The sequence below is a fragment of the Pseudomonas sp. GM79 genome (assembly GCF_000282495.1).
GTDB lineage: Bacteria > Pseudomonadota > Gammaproteobacteria > Pseudomonadales > Pseudomonadaceae > Aquipseudomonas.
This window is the reverse complement of the sequence record NZ_AKJE01000108.1, coordinates 130,614-148,848: the sequence shown is the minus strand read 5'-3', so window position 1 is coordinate 148,848 and position 18,235 is coordinate 130,614. Positions and strand designations below refer to the sequence as shown.

Sequence of the window (18,235 nt, the reverse complement as noted above, 5' to 3'; positions counted from 1 at the left end):
CCCGGGCGTTTTTGAGGGCGGTGCAGCTTACTTAGGAGGTGCGGAGTTCCGCCCTGATGAAGCGCGTCACAGACTTAGATCTTGCCGACCAGGTCCAGGGACGGAGCCAGAGTGGCCTCGCCTTCTTTCCACTTGGCTGGGCAAACCTGGCCCGGGTGAGCAGCAACGTACTGAGCAGCCTTGATTTTGCGCAGCAGCTCGGAAGCATCACGGCCTACACCGCCGTCGTTCAGTTCAACGATTTTGACCTGGCCTTCAGGGTTGATCACGAAGGTGCCACGGTCAGCCAGACCAGCTTCTTCGATCAGCACGTCGAAGTTGCGGGAGATAGCGTGAGTCGGGTCGCCGATCATGGTGTACTGGATTTTGCCGATCGCTGGCGAAGTGTTGTGCCAGGCAGCGTGGGCAAAGTGGGTATCGGTGGAAACGCTGTAGATTTCGACGCCCAGCTTCTGGAACTCGGCGTAGTTGTCAGCCAGGTCTTCCAGTTCGGTCGGGCAGACGAAGGTGAAGTCAGCTGGGTAGAAGAACACGACAGACCACTTGCCTTTCAGGTCAGCGTCCGACACTTTTACGAAGTCGCCATTTTTAAAGGCGTCAGCTTTGAACGGTTTAACTTGGCTGTTGATGATAGGCATCGATGACTCTCCGTCAGGGGTTAAGAAGTTGATGGGTGAATCCTACCCAGTCGATCGCCGGCTGGCTCATTGGCAAACCTGATGCTGCTGATTGGTTTTCGCTATTAGCCGACAGTATTAATAGAAGAAAACGTGATCTACAGCGTCAATGGCTTTTCAGCGATGCGGGTCATCCCGATAAACGGGCTGGATTCAACATAGCGCATGGCGGACTTCATATCCTTCCAGCCCACGTAACTCATCAACGACTTCAAATCCCAACCGCTCTGATGGGCCCAAGTGGCAAAGCCACGACGCAAGGAGTGACTGGTGTAGTGCTCGGCCGGAATGCCGGCACGCTCCAGCGCCTGGCGCAACAACGGGATCACGCTGTTGGCATGCAAGCCCTCCTCGCTCAAATGGCCCCAGCGGTCGATACCTCGGAACACCGGCCCGCGGACCAACGCCGCTTCAGTGATCCACTGGATATAGGCCTGCACCGGACACAAACGCTGCAAGGCTGGCGTCTGGTACGTCTGACCGAGGTTCTCGCGGTCGCTCTTGCTGCGAGGCAAGTAGAGGGTAATGCCTGAGCCGGCGCTGGCCTGCACATGCTCAATCTGCACGCGACACAACTCATCGCTACGGAAACCGCGCCAAAAGCCCAGCAGAATCAGCGCCGTGTCGCGTCTGGCCCGCAGCAAACCCGGTTGATCGCCCTGCGCCTTGGCGGTTTGCGCTTCCTGCTCCAGCCAGGCCACCACTTGCTCCAGATGCTGAAGCTGCAATGGCTCGGCCTGTTTTTCCTGCGCCGGGTGCAGCGCGCGAATGCCCTTGAACACTTTGCGCACCACGGGCGCCTTGGTGGGATCGGCGAAACCCTGACTGTTGTGCCACTGCGCCAGCGCGGACAAACGTAACTTCAAAGTATTGATCGACAGCACGCCCGCATGAGCCACGAGATAGCGCGCCACGCTGTCACTGGTCGCCGGCAGGAACCCACCCCAACTGACCTCGAAATGCTCGATGGCCGCGCGATAGCTGCGACGGGTGTTGTCGCGGGTGGCGGCTTGCAGGTAGCGATCCAGATCGGTCATGGGCTCAGTTCTCGAAAACGTACCGCTGTAGCGGGTGAAACCCGGATTACAGCGCATCACACGGGGTAATACCAGTATATCCCGCATGATGAATCACAGAATTTAAACTTTATTCATATCATGGTACATTGCGAATATTAGTGGTACGTACCACAGTATCAAATCGTAGGAGAACACATGGCACGTGGCGGCGTAAACAAGGCACTGGTGCAAGCGGCACGCTCAGCAATCCTCGCCCGGGGCGAACACCCAAGCATCGACGCGGTGCGGATCGAGATGGGCAATACCGGTTCAAAAACCACAATCCATCGCTATATGAAGGAGCTCGATGACGGCGCTGAGCCCGCACAAACACCTTCCGAGCCTATCGACGATGAGCTGACAAGCCTGGTGTCGCGCCTGGCGCAACGCTTGAAAGAACAGGCGCAAGAACCCATCGACCAGGCACGCGCACAGTTCGAGCAACAACGAAAAGAGCTGGATACCCAGTTGCACGAGGCCCGTGAGGCCAATATCGAATTGCACCAGCAATACGAAATTCAAAGTCTGGCACTGACCCAGGAATCGGCAGAACTGCATGACACCCGCTCCATGCTGCAAAGCGAACAAACCCGCAATGCCGGATTGAACCAGGCGCTGGCAGATTTCGAATTACGCTTGCAAGACAAGGATGAGCAGATTCGCTCGCTGGAAGAAAAGCACCTGCACGCTCGTGAGGCACTGGAACACTACCGCAATGCCGTCAAAGACCAGCGCGAACAGGAACAGCGCCGCCACGAAGGTCAGGTGCAGCAGATTCAGATGGAGTTGCGTCAGGCGCAGCAAAGCGCACTGGTTCGCCAGGATGAAATCACCCAACTGCATCGCGACAACGAGCGCTTACTGACGGAAAACCGCGGAACGCTGCGAGAGTTGAGCCTGTCGCAAGAGCAACTCAAGCACACCAATAGCCGACAGGATCAGCTGCTGGACCAGATCAACCGTATCGACAGCGAACGCACCCTCCTCCAGGAACGCTTGCGCATTGCCATGCTGGAAAGCCAGTCACTCAAGCAGAACATCGACGAGCAGTCGCACATCAACAAAGCGCTGGAAGTTGAACTGATCAAGTTGCAGGCAAGCCTGGATGAAAGCGCGCGCCTGGCCGCTGTCGTTGCGACAGGGCCAGACGCATCAGCGCCACGTAAGGACGATTAACTCGCGACCGGCGTACGCATGGTGACGAACTCTTCGGCGGCAGTCGGATGCACGCCGATGGTTTCGTCGAAGTCACGTTTGGTTGCGCCGGCCTTCAGCGCAATCGCCAACCCCTGAACAATCTCGCCAGCCTCCGGACCGACCATGTGGCAGCCCAGGACCTTGTCAGTCTTGGCGTCCACCACCAGTTTCATCAAGGTTCGTTCCTGGCATTCAGTCAGGGTCAGCTTCATCGGCCGGAAACGGCTTTCGAAGATCACCACCTCATGCCCGGCCTCCCGCGCCTCTTCTTCGGTCAGGCCGACAGTGCCGATGTTAGGCAAGCTGAACACGGCGGTCGGGATCATCTTGTAATCCACCGGACGATATTGCTCGGGTTTGAACAAACGCCGCGCCACGGCCATGCCTTCCGCGAGCGCGACCGGCGTGAGCTGTACTCGCCCGATCACATCGCCCAGAGCCAGGATAGATGGCTCTGCGGTTTGATACTGCTCATCGACCTCGACAAAGCCTTTCTTGTCGAGTTTGACGCCGGTGTTTTCCAGCCCAAGGTTGTCGAGCATCGGACGCCGACCGGTGGCGTAGAACACGCAATCCGCCTCCAGCTTACGACCGTCCTTGAGCGTGGCTTTCAGGCTGCCATCGGCTTGCTTTTCGATGCGTTCGATGTCGGCATTGAATTGCAGGTTCATGCCGCGCTTGGTCAGCTCTTCCTGCAAATGCTTGCGCACCGCACCATCGAAGCCACGCAGGAACAGATCACCGCGATACAACAGCGTGGTCTCGGCACCCAGCCCGTGGAAAATCCCGGCAAACTCCACCGCAATGTAACCACCACCGACCACCAGAACGCGCTTTGGCAGCTCTTTAAGGAAGAACGCCTGGTTAGAACTGATCGCGTGCTCGTGCCCCGGAATCTCCGGGATCTGCGGCCAGCCACCGGTAGCGATCAGGATGTTTTTGGCGGTGTAGCGTTTGCCATCGAACTCGACGGTATGCGGATCGACGATTTTCGCATGGCCTTCATGCAAGGTCACACCGCTGTTGACCAGCAGATTGCGATAGATGCCGTTCAGGCGATTGATCTCGCGATCCTTGTTGGCGATCAGCGTCGCCCAGTCGAAATTCGCCTCACCCGGGGTCCAGCCGAAGCCTTGCGACTGCTCGAAGTCTTCGGCGAAGTGTGCGCCATAGACCAGCAATTTTTTCGGCACGCAGCCGACGTTCACACACGTACCGCCCAGGTAGCGGCTCTCGGCCACGGCGACTTTCGCGCCAAAACCGGCCGCAAACCGCGCAGCCCGCACACCGCCGGAACCGGCGCCAATCACATACAGGTCAAAATCGTAGGCCATTTCTATCTCCTCGGCAGGCCACCAGCATACCTGCGAGCGGCCTTTGGGCAAGCGTTGCAAACTATGTGGGGCCGGAAAATGAAAAAGCCACCCGAAGGTGGCTTTTCAATACAAGCAGCTCAAGCGCTATCAGTAAGCCTTGCCAGTCTTGTAGAAGTTCTCGAAGCAGAAGTTGGTCGCGTCGATGTAGCCTTCGGCGCCACCGCAGTCGAAACGCTTGCCTTTGAACTTGTAGGCCATGACGCAGCCGTTTTGTGCCTGCTTCATTAGGGCGTCGGTGATCTGGATTTCGCCGCCCTTGCCTGGCTCGGTTTGTTCGATCAGGTCGAAGATGTCCGGGGTCAGGATGTAGCGACCGATGATCGCCAGGTTCGACGGCGCATCTTCAGGCTTTGGTTTTTCAACCATGCTGTGAACGCGGTAGATGTCATCGCGGATCATCTCACCGGCAATCACACCGTACTTGTGAGTTTCTTGCGGGTCGACTTCCTGAATGGCAACGATCGAGCAGCGGAACTGCTTGTACAGCTTGACCATCTGGGTCAGTACGCCGTCGCCTTCCAGGTTTACGCACAAGTCATCCGCCAGTACCACGGCGAACGGTTCGTCGCCGATCAGCGGACGGCCGGTCAGAATCGCATGGCCCAAGCCTTTCATTTCGGTCTGGCGAGTGTAGGAGAACGAGCACTCGTCGAGCAGTTTGCGGATACCGACCAGGTATTTCTCTTTGTCAGTGCCCTTGATCTGGTTTTCCAGCTCGTAGCTGATGTCGAAGTGGTCTTCCAGAGCGCGCTTGCCACGACCGGTGACGATGGAGATTTCGGTCAACCCGGCATCCAGTGCTTCTTCGACGCCGTACTGGATCAGTGGCTTGTTTACCACCGGCAGCATTTCTTTGGGCATGGCTTTAGTCGCTGGCAGGAAGCGAGTACCGTAACCGGCTGCTGGGAACAAGCATTTCTTGATCATATAAGTCCTTGAAAGGGCTGTGTGTACGAGTTTCGGCGCAGTCTAATCAGGCGGCGTGCACCTTACAATGCCCCGCGCTGGCTAACCGATGCCATCATAGAGAAATATTCTGATGGATAGTTCCGCAGATACATTGCACAACCTCTTATAGATAGCAGAGGATCGGCAGATCTGCGCGGTCATCATCCGAAAGACAATCCGCCACACCCTACACCATAGGCACCCGTTGAGGGCATTTGGCGCTATCATTGCGCGATTGAACCAGCCAACGAGGCAGATAGATGTCGGCAGCAAAAAGTGTTAACGGGTACCTGATCAATCAGGCAAAAGACGGCCAGTGGTGGGTAGACAGCGTCGGCGGCGAAAATATTGCCGGGCCGTTCCCTACAGAAGCGTTGGCGATTGAAGTGGCATCGGTGTTGCAGGATCAACCCGCAGGCCCCAAGCGGCGCGGCAAGGACAAGCCTTGAGCTGAACCTGACACGACGCAGCCCTGCCTTTGTGCAGGGCTTTTTTGTGATTATCTGCAGAGAAGTGGCCATTCGCTACAATCTTTCGATGCCACCGCTGTCACAGCCTTTAGCCCCCATCACCGACGATCACCACGACATGAATAAATTTTTGCCACTGATTGCAGTCCTGGCCCTGAGCGGCTGCGCCACGTCCGAAACGACTTACCTGAAAAATGGCGAACAAGGCCTGAGCATCGACTGCTCCGGGGAAGCCAACGCCTGGGCCTCCTGCTACGAAAAAGCCGATGCCTCTTGCGCTGGCACCGGTTATCGGATCGTCGGTACCGACGGCACCCCGTCACCCCAGGAAAGCGACAAGACCTTGGGCGCGGACATCGGCAACTACAAGAACCGCAGTGTGGTAGTGGTCTGCAAGTAGCTCTCCCAATGCCGGTAAGTTAAGAAACTTGAGCTACGCAAATCCTGTGGGAGCGTGGCTTGCCCGCGAAGAACGATGACGCGTAATACCTGAGAAACCGCGGTGTATTCTTCGCGGGCAAGCCTCGCTCCCACAGGTTCAGTGTCTTGACTTACCGGGATTAGGGCTCGCCCTGCCCTACATATGAATTTCGGCGAATTTGATCCCGAGCCCGCGCACGGTCTCGATCAAATCGTCGAGACGACTGAAGGATTCGACTTCATCGTTGTCATCCACCAGGAAAAAACTGCGCCCGGCGCTTTTCTTGAAAAACACGATCCACTCCCCCGGGTTTGCCGGGTTCTGAATCACGTGGGTGGCAGAGATATGACCCTCTGCATGGCGCTCCCGCACCTGCTCTCGCTTCATGCTTGACTCCAGAAATGACAATGCCGTCAAAGTGCAACTTTGACGGCATCGATGCTGACTGGGGGTAGTTTATCAGCCGGATATGCATGCGGTGGCGGCATTGCGTACATCCCATGGGCGCAATGGCACATTGGAGATGCGCTCATGCAGCTTGATGCTGCTGCCGCCAGAGCGGTCTTCAATTTCAAATACGGCGGCCGGCCCCGACGAGAACTTTTGCGGCACGATAACTCGCACGCCTTCCTTTTGCGGTTCGACTTGCAGGGCTCCACGGCTATCGGCGAGCTTTTCGACCAGGCATTGGGCGTACTCATGGGGATTCTTGCCTGATATCACGCTCATGGTGGGCAGTGTCTCATTGATGTCCGAGACACTCGCACATCCACCCACTGCCAACGCCAACGGCCCGACCAGAACTCCCCACTTCATACAGAACCTCCGATAAAGACCTTCCGACAGCACAAATGCTGGTTTTCTCCGAGGCTCACTGCTTTTATCGCTCATAGAATTCCGTATAACTGTTTTTAATTGTCAAAGCGCACCTCGAGAGCCGGATAATAACCTGTTCGGGCTGATAAACTGCGCCAATCGCCCATGCTATCGTTTTGATTTTGTAGAAAAAGCCCTTCTGGAGGCGCCTCATGAAATTTATCCACCAGCGCGAGCACCTCAACGAAGACGACATCGTCGTCATCCAGTGCTCCCAAATGTGCAACATCCGCTTGATGAACGACGCCAACTTCCGCAGCTTCAAGAATGGCGGCCGTCATACTTACCACGGCGGCGCATTCGACACTTTCCCGGCCCGCATCACTGCGCCGAGCACCGGTTTCTGGAACATCACCATCGACACGGTCAATCGCCGGCCGATCAGCGTGACCCGCAAACCGACCCTGACGCACTCGATCAAGATCATCCGCCGCTCCAGCTCGAAACTGAGCTGAGCCCACACCCAAACAGGCAGGTATGACCGTGGCCCAGACGACCAAGTACGTCATCAAATACAAACTCAACGGCGAGCGCCGCTTTGAATTCGCCCAGCTGGAGAACGGCACGGAAGCAGAAGCCAAGGCCGCACTCGACGTCATTCATGGCCAGACTGAAGATGTCATCAGCGAGATCAGCGTGAGCAAAGCGCTGTAAAGCGATCTGGAGCGACAACATGGACGTCTGCTCCCCTTTCGAATTCGACCGCAAGCGCCGGAGTGCCCACTCCCGCAACGCTCACTAAACTGACCGCCTCGACCTTTTGGTCAAGGAGGCAGAACCCTTGTTTACCGACCCGATTCACCACGATGCCCTCGACTGGGGCGCGCTTGCGCAGCAACTCGATCAAGATGGCTGCGCGCTAATCCGGTCGTTTTTAGGCCATCAGACCTGCGATGAAATAAGCGCGCTGTACGACCGGCCCGAGCCCTTTCGCTCCAAAGTGGTGATGGCTCGCCACGGTTTTGGCCGTGGTGAATACAAGTACTTCAAGTACCCGTTGCCGGATCCGGTAGCCCGGTTGCGTAGCGCGCTTTACCCTCGACTGGTTCCAATCGCCAATCGCTGGTACGAATCCATGGGCCTGCCGACCCGTTTCCCCGAATCGCACGAAGCGTTTTTGCAGCGCTGTCATGCCGCAGGTCAGGAACGCCCGACACCTTTGTTGCTGCAATATGGGCCGCAGGACTACAACTGTTTGCATCAGGACCTGTACGGCGAACACGTCTTTCCGCTGCAAGTGGCGATTCTTCTGTCAGAACCGGGGGAAGACTTTACCGGCGGTGAGTTTGTGCTGACTGAACAACGTCCGCGGATGCAGTCGCGCCCGCAAGTCATCGACCTGAAGAAAGGCGACGCGCTGATTTTTGCTGTGAATCAGCGTCCGGTAAAAGGTGTTCGCGGCTATTACCGAGTAACGATGCGTCACGGCGTGAGTCGCCTGCACAGTGGAAAACGGCATACCCTTGGAATCATCTTTCACGATGCGCTATGACCCCATGAGCCCTATCACCTTCGATCTGTTTGCCGACGCCGAACCCGAGCAACAACCCAGGTGCGAGCAAATCGGCGAACAATCCTACGTCCTTAGAGGTTTCGCCCTGCCTTGGCTCGAGCGATTGCTGCCGGCACTGGAGGCGGTTCTGACAGCCGCGCCCTTTCGGCAGATGGTCACGCCCGGCGGCTTTACCATGTCGGTGGCACTGAGCAGTTGCGGCACCTGGGGCTGGACGACTGACCGCAGCGGCTACCAATACACCCGCAATGATCCGCAGACTGGCGACCCTTGGCCTGAAATGCCCGAGGTGTTTTTCGAGCTGGCGCAAGCGGCGGCGCGAGAGGCAGGCTTTATGGATTTCGTACCGGATTCCTGCCTGATCAACCGATATATTCCCGGTGCCAGAATGTCGTTGCATCAGGACAAAAACGAAGATTCCTACGCGGCTCCCATCGTTTCGGTGTCCTTGGGGTTGCCGGCGACGTTCCTGTTCGGTGGCTTCGAACGCAGCGCCAACAGCCAACGCGTGCCGCTGTTGCACGGCGATATTGTGGTCTGGGGCGGCGTCGACCGTTTGCGTTATCACGGCGTATTGCCGATCAAGCAGGGTTATCACCCTCAGTTGGGCGAACAACGGATCAACTTCACCTTTCGTACCGCAGGATGAAACCGTTGAATTCAACCGCAAGACCCGGAGTGTAGCGTCTCTGCCGGCTGGTTAATCTGCATGAAACGGGTCAACGGACATGAAGCCATGACAACTCATTCGAAAAATATCGCCACCGAAAACGATCCTCGCTGGGCTGCCGTGGTCGCACGCGATCCCCGCGCCGACGGGCAGTTTGTGTATGCGGTGAAAACCACCGGCATCTACTGCCGCCCCAGCAGCCTGGCGCGTTTGCCGAAACCGCAGAATGTCGAGTTCTTCGACACCGCCGAGCAAGCTCAGGCGGCAGGTTATCGTCCCAGCAAACGAGCCGCGAAGGATCAAAGCGACGTCGCCGCACAGCACGCCACAACCGTGGCCGCCGCATGCCGTCACATCGAATCCGCCGAGACGTTGCCGGCGCTGAATGAACTGGCGGACGCAGCCGGCCTGAGCAGTTTCCACTTCCATCGCGTGTTCAAGGCCATCACCGGCCTGACGCCCAAGGGCTACGCCACCGCCCATCGTTCACGCAAGGTTCGTGCGCGCCTGGCGGACGGAGGCACGGTCACCGACGCGCTGTATGACGCCGGATTCAACTCCAACAGCCGATTCTATGAGGCCGCGGATCAAGTGCTGGGCATGAAGCCCGGCGATTACCGTGCGGCCGGGCAGAACAACGATATTCGTTTTGCCGTCGGCCAGTGTTCTCTGGGAGCGATTCTGGTGGCGCAAAGTGAGCGCGGCGTCTGCGCGATTCTGTTGGGGGACGACCCGCATCAATTGGTCTGTGACCTGCAGGACAAGTTTCGGCGCGCCAACCTGATTGGCGCCGATCATGAGTTCGAGCAGTTGATCGCTAAAGTGGTGGGCTTCATCGAAGCCCCGGCGCTCGGCCTGGACTTGCCGCTGGACGTACGCGGCACGGCGTTCCAGGAGCGGGTGTGGCAAGCCCTGCGGGAGATTCCCGCTGGCAGCACCGCCAGTTATGCCGATATCGCTCAGCGCATCGGCGCGCCCAAAGCCGTACGCGCCGTGGCCCAGGCCTGCGGCGCAAACAGCCTGGCGGTGGCGATCCCTTGCCATCGCGTGGTGCGCAGCGACGGCAACCTGTCGGGCTATCGCTGGGGTGTGGAGCGCAAGCGTCAGTTGCTTGAACGCGAAAACGCGGCTGAGTCCTGAATGCCGATGTAGACCGCCACGGTCTCCGGGCCGGTGTAGACCTCGAAGTCCGTGGCGAACTTGCGGCGAACCTGCGGGTTATCCTCGAAGTAAGCCCAGATCAGGCCCCACGTCTGAATGACGCTGTCGGGCATCGGCCCTTTGGCGCTGAACACCAGGTAATCGCCGCCCTCAACCTGAATCTGCGCAAAGTCCTCGGAGGGCGCGGTGACCGCTGCACCCGCGGTTACATCGAAGTGGCCCGAAGCGTCGGACTCGTAGCTGGAATAGACGCCGTACATAAAGGAATCCGGCTGTTTGTGGGCGATCTTGTCGAAAACGTCCTCGACGAAAAATTGTTCCCACATAGGCCCGATACGCGCGGTATCTGGCTGCTGTTCTGCGGCATTGAGGGTTCGCACCTGCAACCCCGAGACGCTAAAGGACAGCACTTCACGCAGCTTTACATCCATTGTCGCTATTTCCTTGTTTCTATAGTTTGTCTGTTTGATTGGCGCGAAGACGATCAACGATTGACGTCGACCACCACCCGACCGCGCAACTGGCCGGCAAGCAGGCGCTGGGCCGCGTCGATGGCTTCACTCAAGCCGATTTCGTGACTGATCAGCGGCAGCAAGGCAAAGTCCAGATCCTTGGCCAGGCGATTCCAGGCCAGTATTCGCTTGGCTTTGGGTTGGGTCACGCTGTTGATGCCGGCCAGGGTCACACCGCGCAAAATGAACGGTGCAACGGAGGCCGGGAAGTCCATGCCTTGTGCCAGACCGCAGGCAGCGACAGTGCCGTTGGCCCGAGTGCTGGCGCAAGCGTTGGCCAGCGTGTGGCTACCGACTGAGTCAATCACCGCCGCCCAACGCTCCTTGGCCAACGGTTTGCCCGGTTCTGACAATGTGCTGCGATCGATGATTTCGCTGGCGCCCAATTGCTTGAGGTAGTCGTGCTCGGAGGTACGACCGGTGGACGCCACCACGCGATAGCCGAGTTTACTCAGCAGCGCGATGGCGAAACTGCCTACGCCACCGTTGGCGCCTGTCACCAGCACTTCGCCTTGATCGGGGTTCACGCCGTTGTGCTCCAGCGCCAGGATGCTCAGCATCGCCGTATAGCCGGCCGTGCCGATGGCCATCGCTTGCGCGGCGGTGAATGCTTTAGGCAACGGGATCAGCCAGTCGCCATTCAGGCGAGCTTTCTGCGCCAATCCGCCCCAGTGTCCTTCGCCCACACCCCAGCCATTGAGCAGGACTTGATCACCAACCTTGTAATCCGGATGACCGCTGACTTCGACAGTGCCTGCCAGATCGATCCCCGGCACCATCGGGAATTTTCGCACCACCGGGCTGCTGCCGGTGATCGCCAGGCCATCCTTGAAGTTCAGCGTGCTGTACGCCACGCGCACGGTCACATCGCCTTCAGGCAATTGATCGTCACTGATCTCTTGCAGCGTGGCCCGGTAACCGTTGTCGTCCTTGTCGATCAAAATGCCTTTGAACATCACTGCCTCCCGATGGAATCGCTCAGTTGTCGTGCTGTTGAAATAACACATGAAAACACATCGCCGTAGCCGACTTTAAGCCAATCCTCAAACTCGACTGGCCTTGGGTCAGTCATTGCTGATACAAACTCGCTTCTACCGACGTCGGAGAACACTGCACATGAGTCAATGGCCAGACACCCGCATTCTTGACCTGCTCGGGATCGAACTGCCGATCATCCAGGGCCCCTTGGCCGGCGCGACAACGTCGGCCATGGTGATTGCGGTGAGCAACGCTGGCGGCCTGGGCTCGATGCCCGCCGCGATGCTGAGCATCGAGCAATTGCGCGAGGAGCTGAAAACGATTCGCCAACACACCCAGCGCCCGTTCAGCGTCAATTTCTTTTGCCATCAACCTCCGGCACCCGATGAGCAACGCGCCCGGGACTGGAAAAATCTGCTGGAACCGTATTACCGGGAATTGGGTGTCGACTTCGACGCGCCGACACCGGTGTCCAATCGCGCTCCGTTCGATAACGCGGCCTGCGAAGTGATCGAAGAGTTTCGTCCCGCAGTGGTGAGTTTTCACTTTGGCCTGCCGGAAAAATCCCTGCTGGATCGGGTAAAAGCGACCGGGGCGAAAATTCTCTCTTCGGCAACTACCGTCGAAGAGGCCATCTGGCTGGAACAGCATGGTTGCGACGCGATCATCGCCATGGGTTACGAGGCCGGCGGTCACCGGGGGATGTTCCTCAGTGATGACCTGAGTAGCCAGGTAGGGACATTTGCCCTGGTGCCACAAATCGTCGATGCGGTGAAAGTGCCGGTGATTGCGGCGGGCGGGATTGGAGATGCGCGAGGTGTTGCGGCGGCTTTTCTGCTGGGCGCTTCGGCGGTCCAGGTGGGTACGGCTTATTTGTTCACGCCGGAGGCCAAGGTCAGCGCGTCTCACCAGAAGGCGTTACGCACGGCCAAGGAAAGCGATACGGCGGTGACTAACATTTTCACTGGGCGCCCGGCACGCGGGATTCTCAATCGGGTGATGCGTGAGCTGGGGCCGATGAGCGCCAAGGCGCCGGCGTTCCCTCTGGCGGGCGGTGCGTTGATGCCGTTGCGGGCCAAAGGGGAAGCGGATTTCAGCAGCCTTTGGGCCGGGCAGGCGTTTACGTTGGGGGTTGAAATGACTTCGGCAGAGCTGACCCGGCGGTTGGCGGATGAGGCGTTGGCCAAGTTAACCCACCGCTAGACGCCAAACCTGTGGGAGCGGGCTTGCTCGCGAAGGCGGTGTGTCAGGCGACATCAATGTTGACTGTACCGTCGTCTTCGCGAGCAAGCCCGCTCCCACAGGTTCCAACGGCATTCAGTACCAACCTGCACTTTGCATCCGACAAGTTCCGTTTACAGGCAATTCGCTATATATTCCGCTATATAGCGTTTCATCTCGCCTACCACGGAGCCGTTTCATGACCATTCGTGCCTCACGTATTGCCCCCGCGTGCCTGCTCACCGTGTTCGCTTTCGGGTCAGCCCAGGCGGATGAAGTCCAGGTCGCCGTTGCTGCCAACTTCACCGCGCCGATCCAGGCCATCGCGGCCGATTTCGAGAAAGACACCGGGCACAAACTGGTCACCTCCTTTGGTGCAACCGGCCAGTTTTACACCCAGATCAAGAACGGTGCGCCGTTCGAAGTGTTCCTCTCGGCAGACGACATCACCCCGAAAAAACTCGAAACCGAAGGCGACACAGTCAAAGGCTCGCGCTTCACTTACGCCATCGGCACCCTGGCGCTGTGGTCGGCCAAGGACGGTTATGTCGACGCCCAGGGCAAGGTGCTGAGCGACAATCAGTATCAGCATCTGTCCATCGCCAACCCGAAAGCCGCCCCGTATGGCCTGGCTGCCACTCAAGTGCTGGCCAAACAGGGGCTGACCGACAAGGTCAAAGACAAGATCGTTGAAGGCCAGAACATCACCCAGGCCTACCAGTTCGTATCCACTGGTAATGCCGAACTCGGTTTTGTGGCCTTGTCGCAGATCTACAAAGACGGCAAAGTCACCAGCGGTTCGGCCTGGATCGTTCCGGCCAATCTGCATGACCCGATCAAACAAGACGCGGTAATCCTCAATAAGGGCAAGGACAACCCGGCCGCCAAGGCGCTGGTTGACTACCTCAAAGGTCCGAAAGCCGCCGCTGTCATCAAATCCTACGGTTACCAACTCTAAATGACGCTATCGAGTGCCGATTATTCCGCCATCTGGCTGACTCTCAAACTGGCGTCCCTGACGACCGTGATCCTGTTGGTCATCGGCACTCCGATTGCGTTATGGCTGTCGCGTACCCAGTCCTGGCTGCGCGGCCCGATCGGGGCGATCGTCGCCCTGCCCTTGGTACTGCCGCCCACGGTGATTGGCTTTTATTTGTTGCTGGCGCTCGGTCCTAACGGGTGGGTCGGCCAGTTCACCCAATCGCTAGGGCTCGGCACCTTGACCTTTAGTTTTGCGGGGTTGGTGATCGGCTCGGTGCTGTACTCGATGCCGTTCGTGATCCAACCACTGCAAAATGCTTTTTCCGCCATCGGCACTCGCCCGTTGGAAGTGGCTGCAACCTTGCGCGCCAATCCCTGGGACACGTTCTTCAGCGTGATTGTGCCGCTGGCCCGCCCCGGTTTCATCACCGCGGCCATTCTCGGTTTCGCCCACACTGTTGGCGAGTTCGGTGTAGTACTGATGATCGGCGGCAACATTCCCGACAAGACTCGCGTGGTCTCGGTGCAGATCTACGATCACGTCGAAGCCATGGAATACGCCCAGGCTCATTGGCTGGCCGGGTCGATGCTGGTGTTCTCGTTTGCAGTATTGCTGGCGCTCTACTCCAGCCGTAAAACCAAAGCGGTCTGGAGCTGATCGATGATTCATGCGCGCTTGAAACTGAATTATTCGGGATTCTCCCTGGATGTGGACCTGCAACTGCCTGGCCGCGGAGTGACCGCGCTTTACGGCCATTCCGGCTCGGGAAAAACCACGTGCCTGCGCTGCATCGCCGGTCTGGAACAGGCCGGGCAGGGTTTTATTCAGGTCAACGATGAAGTCTGGGAAGACAGCGACAAGGGTATTTTTGTCCCGCCGCATAAACGCGCCCTGGGTTACGTTTTCCAGGAAGCCAGCCTGTTCCCGCATTTATCGGTGCGGGCCAATCTGGAGTTCGGCCTCAGACGTATTCCCCGCCAACAGCGCCGGGTCGACATGGCCCATGCCACTGAGTTGCTGGGGATTGGCCATTTGCTGGCCCGTGATCCGCAGAACCTTTCTGGCGGTGAGCGCCAGCGGATCGGCATCGCTCGTGCCCTGCTCACCAGCCCGAAACTATTGCTGATGGATGAGCCGCTGGCGGCGCTCGATACCCAGCGTAAGAACGAAATCCTGCCATATCTGCAACGGCTGCACGATGAGCTAGACATCCCCGTGCTGTACGTCAGCCACTCCCAGGATGAAGTCGCGCGGCTCGCCGACCACCTCGTTCTGCTCAGCAACGGCAAGGCTTTGGCCAGCGGCGCCATCGGCGAAACCCTGGCCCGGCTCGATCTGCCGCTGGCGCTTGGCGACGATGCCGGTGTGGTGATCGAAGGGCATGTCAGCGCTTATGACGCCGACTACCAGTTGTTGACCTTGCAACTGCCCAACACGGAGCTGAGCATTCGGGTCGCCCATTCGCCGATGGCCGAGGGCCAGGCGCTGCGCTGCAAGGTCCAGGCGCGGGATGTCAGCCTGAGCCTGCAAGGCGTCGAGCAAAGCAGTATTCTCAATCGCCTGCCGGTCACGGTGATCAGTGAAATCGGTGCCGATAACGCCGCTCACGTACTGATCCGCCTGAACGCGGCCGGCACACCGCTACTGGCGCGAATCACCCGCTATTCCCGGGATCAACTGGGCGTGCACCCCGGACAGCAACTCTGGGCGCAAATCAAAGCGGTGGCGGTGCTGGCCTGAATCCGTCGGCACCCCGACGATGACGCGAGGTCAATGGCTTAACGCCCCATGATTCGTCACCCAGGATTGCCCGCCATGCCAGATACCGCGTTGCCCGATGTTCTGCCGCCCGACCTGCATTACGTCGATGACAGCCAGCCTGGCATCACCCGCAAACTCCTGCGCAGCAAGTTTTGCTACTTCGACCCGGCGGGTCAGCGCATTACCGATCCGGATGAAATCAAACGCATCAATGCACTCGCGGTGCCGCCCGCCTACACCGATGTGTGGATCTGCCCCGACCCGCGCGGCCATCTGCAAGCCACCGGCCGCGACGCTCGCGGTCGCAAGCAATACCGTTATCACCCGCGCTGGCGAGAAGTGCGTGATGCCGACAAATATTCGCGCTTGCGGGACTTCGGCCTGGCCCTGCCGAAACTGCGCAAGCAACTGGAAGCGCTACTGGCGGCCCCCGGCTTCAGCCGCGACAAGGTCATGGCCACGGTGATTACCTTGCTCGATGCGACGCTGATCCGCGTCGGCAACACGCAATACGCCCGGGACAATCGCTCCTACGGCCTGACGACCCTGCGCAACCGTCATGTCGAGGTCAACGGCAGCGCAATCCTGTTCCAGTTTCGCGGCAAGAGCGGCATCGAGCACCAGATCACCGTCAAAGACCGGCGCCTGGCGCGAATCATCAAACGCTGCCTGGAAATCCCCGGGCAAAACCTCTTTCAGTATCTGGACGAAAACGGCGAGCGGCACACCATCAGTTCCTCCGACGTCAACGCCTACTTAAAGACGCTGACCGGCGCCGATTTCACCGCAAAGGACTACCGCACTTGGGCCGGCAGTGCGTTGGCATTGGCGGTGCTGCGCGAGTTGCAGTGGGAATCGGAAGCCGACGCGAAGCGCCATGTGGTGGAAATGGTCAAGAACGTCGCCCGGCAGTTGGGCAACACTCCGGCGGTTTGCCGCAAGTGCTACATCCATCCGGCGGTCGTCGATGGTTTCATGCAGGGCGCATTATCCAGACTGCCGCGATCAAGAGGACGTAAAAGGTTGAGGGCAGAAGAAGTCGCTTTGGCTGTGCTTCTGGAGAAGCTTATCGAGACGGCTGAAACACCCTAAGACCTCTTCGAGGCGAACTAAACCGACGAACTGACCTGTCCTTTTTTTGCGTGATTGCAAAGGGCTTCTATGCTTGATCTGAATACGAATAGCTTCGGTGACGCCATGGAAGACATTTTCGTTGTGAAGCGCTGCAACAAGATCATCATTCATGGTCGCCGGGCCGGAGAACCCGATCACCCGCCACCCGATGCTGCCGTCTGGTATCGCATTACCGATACCCGCACTCGCGGCTTCATCGGTGACGGCTTCGATCTTGAAGAGGACGCCGCACGCGAATGTCGGCGGCTTAACGCGGTCAGCTCGCCGAAGTCCCGGCTGGCCTGAAGCTGACCTGTTTTATTTCCGGGTCTATACTCAAAGGAGCTGAAGGATCAGCGACCCATCGGCAGAAAGCTCGCTCCCCCGCGGGCTTTTTGTTGCCCTTTACCCGATTTCTTTGAACGGAGGTGTATGTCATGTCCGAGAAAGAGTCCATCACCACCCTGCTTACCCTGCTTGACTCCCGTCAGGCGCGCCTTGCCGCTGCCTGCAAGGAAATCGCCGACTGGGTTGATAACCAAGGGGGGCATCCGACAGCCCTCAGGATTCGCGATCGTCTGAATGACATCGAGAAAGACACGCCGCAGATTCGCAGCGCGCTGTCTGCACTCAAACCTGTAGAGCCGCCGCTGCCTCGGTTCAGATGAGTCGACCCAAGTACTTGAGCCATGCACAAAGCCCCCTTCAGGGCACCTGAACGGTGACAATCGTCACCAGGTTTATACCTGCCTGTCATGCGCTACACACCCACCCGGCCAAATTTGCCGGGATTTTTTTGTTTGTGTCTTTTCCCATTTCACACGGCCTTCACAACTCATCCCCTACAGTGCATCCACTCCTTTCAAGAAATCCCCCTGGCCCGCCCGCATGCGGGCCTTTTTTTTGCCTGCTGTATAGCGAACGAACGCCCTCGCCCGTCTGTCGAACGATTACACATCACGAAGGAGATACCCAATGGTCACTCACTTCAAAGTCGGCGGGCACCTGGCCTGCGGACACAAAGGCAGCAACCTGACTTCAAGCAGCATACTGACCCGGGTGAAATGCCGAAGCTGCCGAAACACCGATGCGTTCAAAGAAGCGCGCAAAGCCGAACGCAACGCTGCACGTCGGGCCGCACGCAAGGCCAAAGCCACCCACGCCGCCAATGACTGGCGCGCGGCCTGGACCCAGCGGCTGATCGAAATGCCCGGGTTGCAAAGACTGCCACGTGGTTTTACCGGCCAGCCATTTGTGTAGCTGACTTCCCGATCCCCGCATGGGGCGCTGGATGAGAGGAA

The 18,235-nt window shown here is 58.4% G+C and carries 24 protein-coding genes; 16 read left to right on the top strand and 8 right to left on the bottom strand.

From position 1 onward, the window contains the following. Positions 1 to 74: 74 nt before the first annotated feature. On the bottom strand, positions 75 to 638 hold the full coding sequence (ahpC, locus tag PMI36_RS03725) for an alkyl hydroperoxide reductase subunit C (protein ID WP_007900047.1): 564 nt from the start codon (positions 636 to 638) through the stop codon (positions 75 to 77). A 137-nt stretch (positions 639 to 775) separates the two neighbouring features. Further along, on the bottom strand, positions 776 to 1,714 hold the full coding sequence (locus PMI36_RS03730; RefSeq protein ID WP_008075425.1) for a site-specific integrase: 939 nt from the start codon (positions 1,712 to 1,714) through the stop codon (positions 776 to 778). Positions 1,715 to 1,891: 177 nt separating this feature from the next. Here PMI36_RS03730 and PMI36_RS03735 point away from each other — a divergent pair, with 177 nt between their 5' ends. After that, positions 1,892 to 2,911, top strand: a complete 1,020-nt coding sequence (locus tag PMI36_RS03735) for a DNA-binding protein (protein ID WP_008075424.1) — start codon at positions 1,892 to 1,894, stop codon at positions 2,909 to 2,911. Here PMI36_RS03735 and gorA read toward each other — a convergent pair. Both gorA and galU read right to left on the bottom strand, forming a co-directional pair. Further along, on the bottom strand, positions 2,908 to 4,266 hold the full coding sequence (gorA, locus tag PMI36_RS03740; protein WP_008075423.1) for a glutathione-disulfide reductase: 1,359 nt from the start codon (positions 4,264 to 4,266) through the stop codon (positions 2,908 to 2,910). The two genes, PMI36_RS03735 and gorA, sit on opposite strands and share 4 nt — an antisense overlap. 129 nt (positions 4,267 to 4,395) lie before the next feature. Then, a complete protein-coding gene (galU, locus tag PMI36_RS03745) occupies positions 4,396 to 5,235 on the bottom strand; it encodes a UTP--glucose-1-phosphate uridylyltransferase GalU (protein ID WP_007900040.1) in 840 nt (279 codons plus the stop codon). A 281-nt stretch (positions 5,236 to 5,516) separates the two neighbouring features. Between galU and PMI36_RS03750 the strand changes: the two genes are divergently transcribed. Beyond that, positions 5,517 to 5,705: a hypothetical protein gene (locus PMI36_RS03750; RefSeq protein ID WP_007900038.1), complete on the top strand. Its 189-nt coding sequence runs from the start codon at positions 5,517 to 5,519 to the stop codon at positions 5,703 to 5,705. A 139-nt stretch (positions 5,706 to 5,844) separates the two neighbouring features. Next, positions 5,845 to 6,126 (top strand): lipoprotein, encoded by a 282-nt coding sequence (locus PMI36_RS0129935; RefSeq protein ID WP_032830692.1) that lies wholly within the window; start codon positions 5,845 to 5,847, stop codon positions 6,124 to 6,126. 177 nt (positions 6,127 to 6,303) lie between these two features. On the opposite strand, the gene PMI36_RS03755 is transcribed toward PMI36_RS0129935, so the two are convergent. Both PMI36_RS03755 and PMI36_RS03760 read right to left on the bottom strand, forming a co-directional pair. Then, entirely contained in the window at positions 6,304 to 6,534 is a 231-nt protein-coding gene (locus tag PMI36_RS03755; protein WP_007935641.1) for a hypothetical protein, read from the bottom strand. Positions 6,535 to 6,606: 72 nt separating this feature from the next. Further along, positions 6,607 to 6,963, bottom strand: a complete 357-nt coding sequence (locus tag PMI36_RS03760; protein ID WP_008075420.1) for a hypothetical protein — start codon at positions 6,961 to 6,963, stop codon at positions 6,607 to 6,609. A gap of 212 nt (positions 6,964 to 7,175) precedes the next feature. Here PMI36_RS03760 and PMI36_RS03765 point away from each other — a divergent pair, with 212 nt between their 5' ends. The 5 genes from PMI36_RS03765 (at position 7,176) to ada (ending at position 10,346) form a co-directional block, all read left to right on the top strand. Continuing rightward, on the top strand, positions 7,176 to 7,478 hold the full coding sequence (locus PMI36_RS03765) for a DUF1883 domain-containing protein (RefSeq protein WP_007900033.1): 303 nt from the start codon (positions 7,176 to 7,178) through the stop codon (positions 7,476 to 7,478). Positions 7,479 to 7,506: 28 nt separating this feature from the next. Beyond that, a complete protein-coding gene (locus PMI36_RS31645; RefSeq protein ID WP_162130638.1) occupies positions 7,507 to 7,677 on the top strand; it encodes a hypothetical protein in 171 nt (56 codons plus the stop codon). 127 nt (positions 7,678 to 7,804) lie between these two features. Beyond that, the gene (locus PMI36_RS03770) at positions 7,805 to 8,515 is read left to right on the top strand and encodes a 2OG-Fe(II) oxygenase (protein ID WP_008075418.1); all 711 of its coding nucleotides are present in this window, start codon (positions 7,805 to 7,807) and stop codon (positions 8,513 to 8,515) included. Next, positions 8,505 to 9,185, top strand: a complete 681-nt coding sequence (gene alkB, locus PMI36_RS03775; RefSeq protein ID WP_008075417.1) for a DNA oxidative demethylase AlkB — start codon at positions 8,505 to 8,507, stop codon at positions 9,183 to 9,185. The genes PMI36_RS03770 and alkB overlap by 11 nt, the downstream gene beginning before the upstream one ends. Before the next feature lie 87 nt (positions 9,186 to 9,272). After that, a complete protein-coding gene (gene ada, locus PMI36_RS03780; RefSeq protein ID WP_008075416.1) occupies positions 9,273 to 10,346 on the top strand; it encodes a bifunctional DNA-binding transcriptional regulator/O6-methylguanine-DNA methyltransferase Ada in 1,074 nt (357 codons plus the stop codon). Here the strand turns inward: ada and PMI36_RS03785 are convergent. Further along, a complete protein-coding gene (locus tag PMI36_RS03785; protein ID WP_008075415.1) occupies positions 10,310 to 10,798 on the bottom strand; it encodes a GyrI-like domain-containing protein in 489 nt (162 codons plus the stop codon). The genes ada and PMI36_RS03785 overlap by 37 nt on opposite strands. A gap of 53 nt (positions 10,799 to 10,851) precedes the next feature. Beyond that, positions 10,852 to 11,835, bottom strand: coding sequence for an acrylyl-CoA reductase (NADPH) (gene acuI / locus PMI36_RS03790; protein WP_008075413.1), 984 nt, complete (start codon positions 11,833 to 11,835; stop codon positions 10,852 to 10,854). Positions 11,836 to 11,995: 160 nt separating this feature from the next. Between acuI and PMI36_RS03795 the strand changes: the two genes are divergently transcribed. The 8 genes from PMI36_RS03795 (at position 11,996) to PMI36_RS03830 (ending at position 18,194) form a co-directional block, all read left to right on the top strand. Further along, positions 11,996 to 13,060, top strand: coding sequence for an NAD(P)H-dependent flavin oxidoreductase (locus PMI36_RS03795; protein WP_008075412.1), 1,065 nt, complete (start codon positions 11,996 to 11,998; stop codon positions 13,058 to 13,060). Positions 13,061 to 13,277: 217 nt separating this feature from the next. Next, positions 13,278 to 14,036, top strand: a complete 759-nt coding sequence (modA, locus tag PMI36_RS03800; protein WP_008075411.1) for a molybdate ABC transporter substrate-binding protein — start codon at positions 13,278 to 13,280, stop codon at positions 14,034 to 14,036. Continuing rightward, on the top strand, positions 14,037 to 14,717 hold the full coding sequence (gene modB / locus PMI36_RS03805; protein ID WP_008075410.1) for a molybdate ABC transporter permease subunit: 681 nt from the start codon (positions 14,037 to 14,039) through the stop codon (positions 14,715 to 14,717). Positions 14,718 to 14,720: 3 nt separating this feature from the next. Further along, positions 14,721 to 15,800 carry a molybdenum ABC transporter ATP-binding protein gene (gene modC / locus PMI36_RS03810; protein WP_008075409.1) on the top strand — a complete coding sequence of 360 codons (1,080 nt, stop codon included), beginning with the start codon at positions 14,721 to 14,723 and terminating at the stop codon, positions 15,798 to 15,800. A gap of 75 nt (positions 15,801 to 15,875) precedes the next feature. Continuing rightward, entirely contained in the window at positions 15,876 to 16,913 is a 1,038-nt protein-coding gene (locus tag PMI36_RS03815) for a DNA topoisomerase IB (protein ID WP_008075408.1), read from the top strand. A 69-nt stretch (positions 16,914 to 16,982) separates the two neighbouring features. Then, positions 16,983 to 17,240 (top strand): hypothetical protein, encoded by a 258-nt coding sequence (locus PMI36_RS03820; RefSeq protein ID WP_008075407.1) that lies wholly within the window; start codon positions 16,983 to 16,985, stop codon positions 17,238 to 17,240. A gap of 131 nt (positions 17,241 to 17,371) precedes the next feature. Then, on the top strand, positions 17,372 to 17,602 hold the full coding sequence (locus PMI36_RS03825) for a hypothetical protein (protein WP_007900017.1): 231 nt from the start codon (positions 17,372 to 17,374) through the stop codon (positions 17,600 to 17,602). A 307-nt stretch (positions 17,603 to 17,909) separates the two neighbouring features. Then, positions 17,910 to 18,194 carry a hypothetical protein gene (locus tag PMI36_RS03830; protein WP_008075405.1) on the top strand — a complete coding sequence of 95 codons (285 nt, stop codon included), beginning with the start codon at positions 17,910 to 17,912 and terminating at the stop codon, positions 18,192 to 18,194. Positions 18,195 to 18,235: the final 41 nt, after the last annotated feature.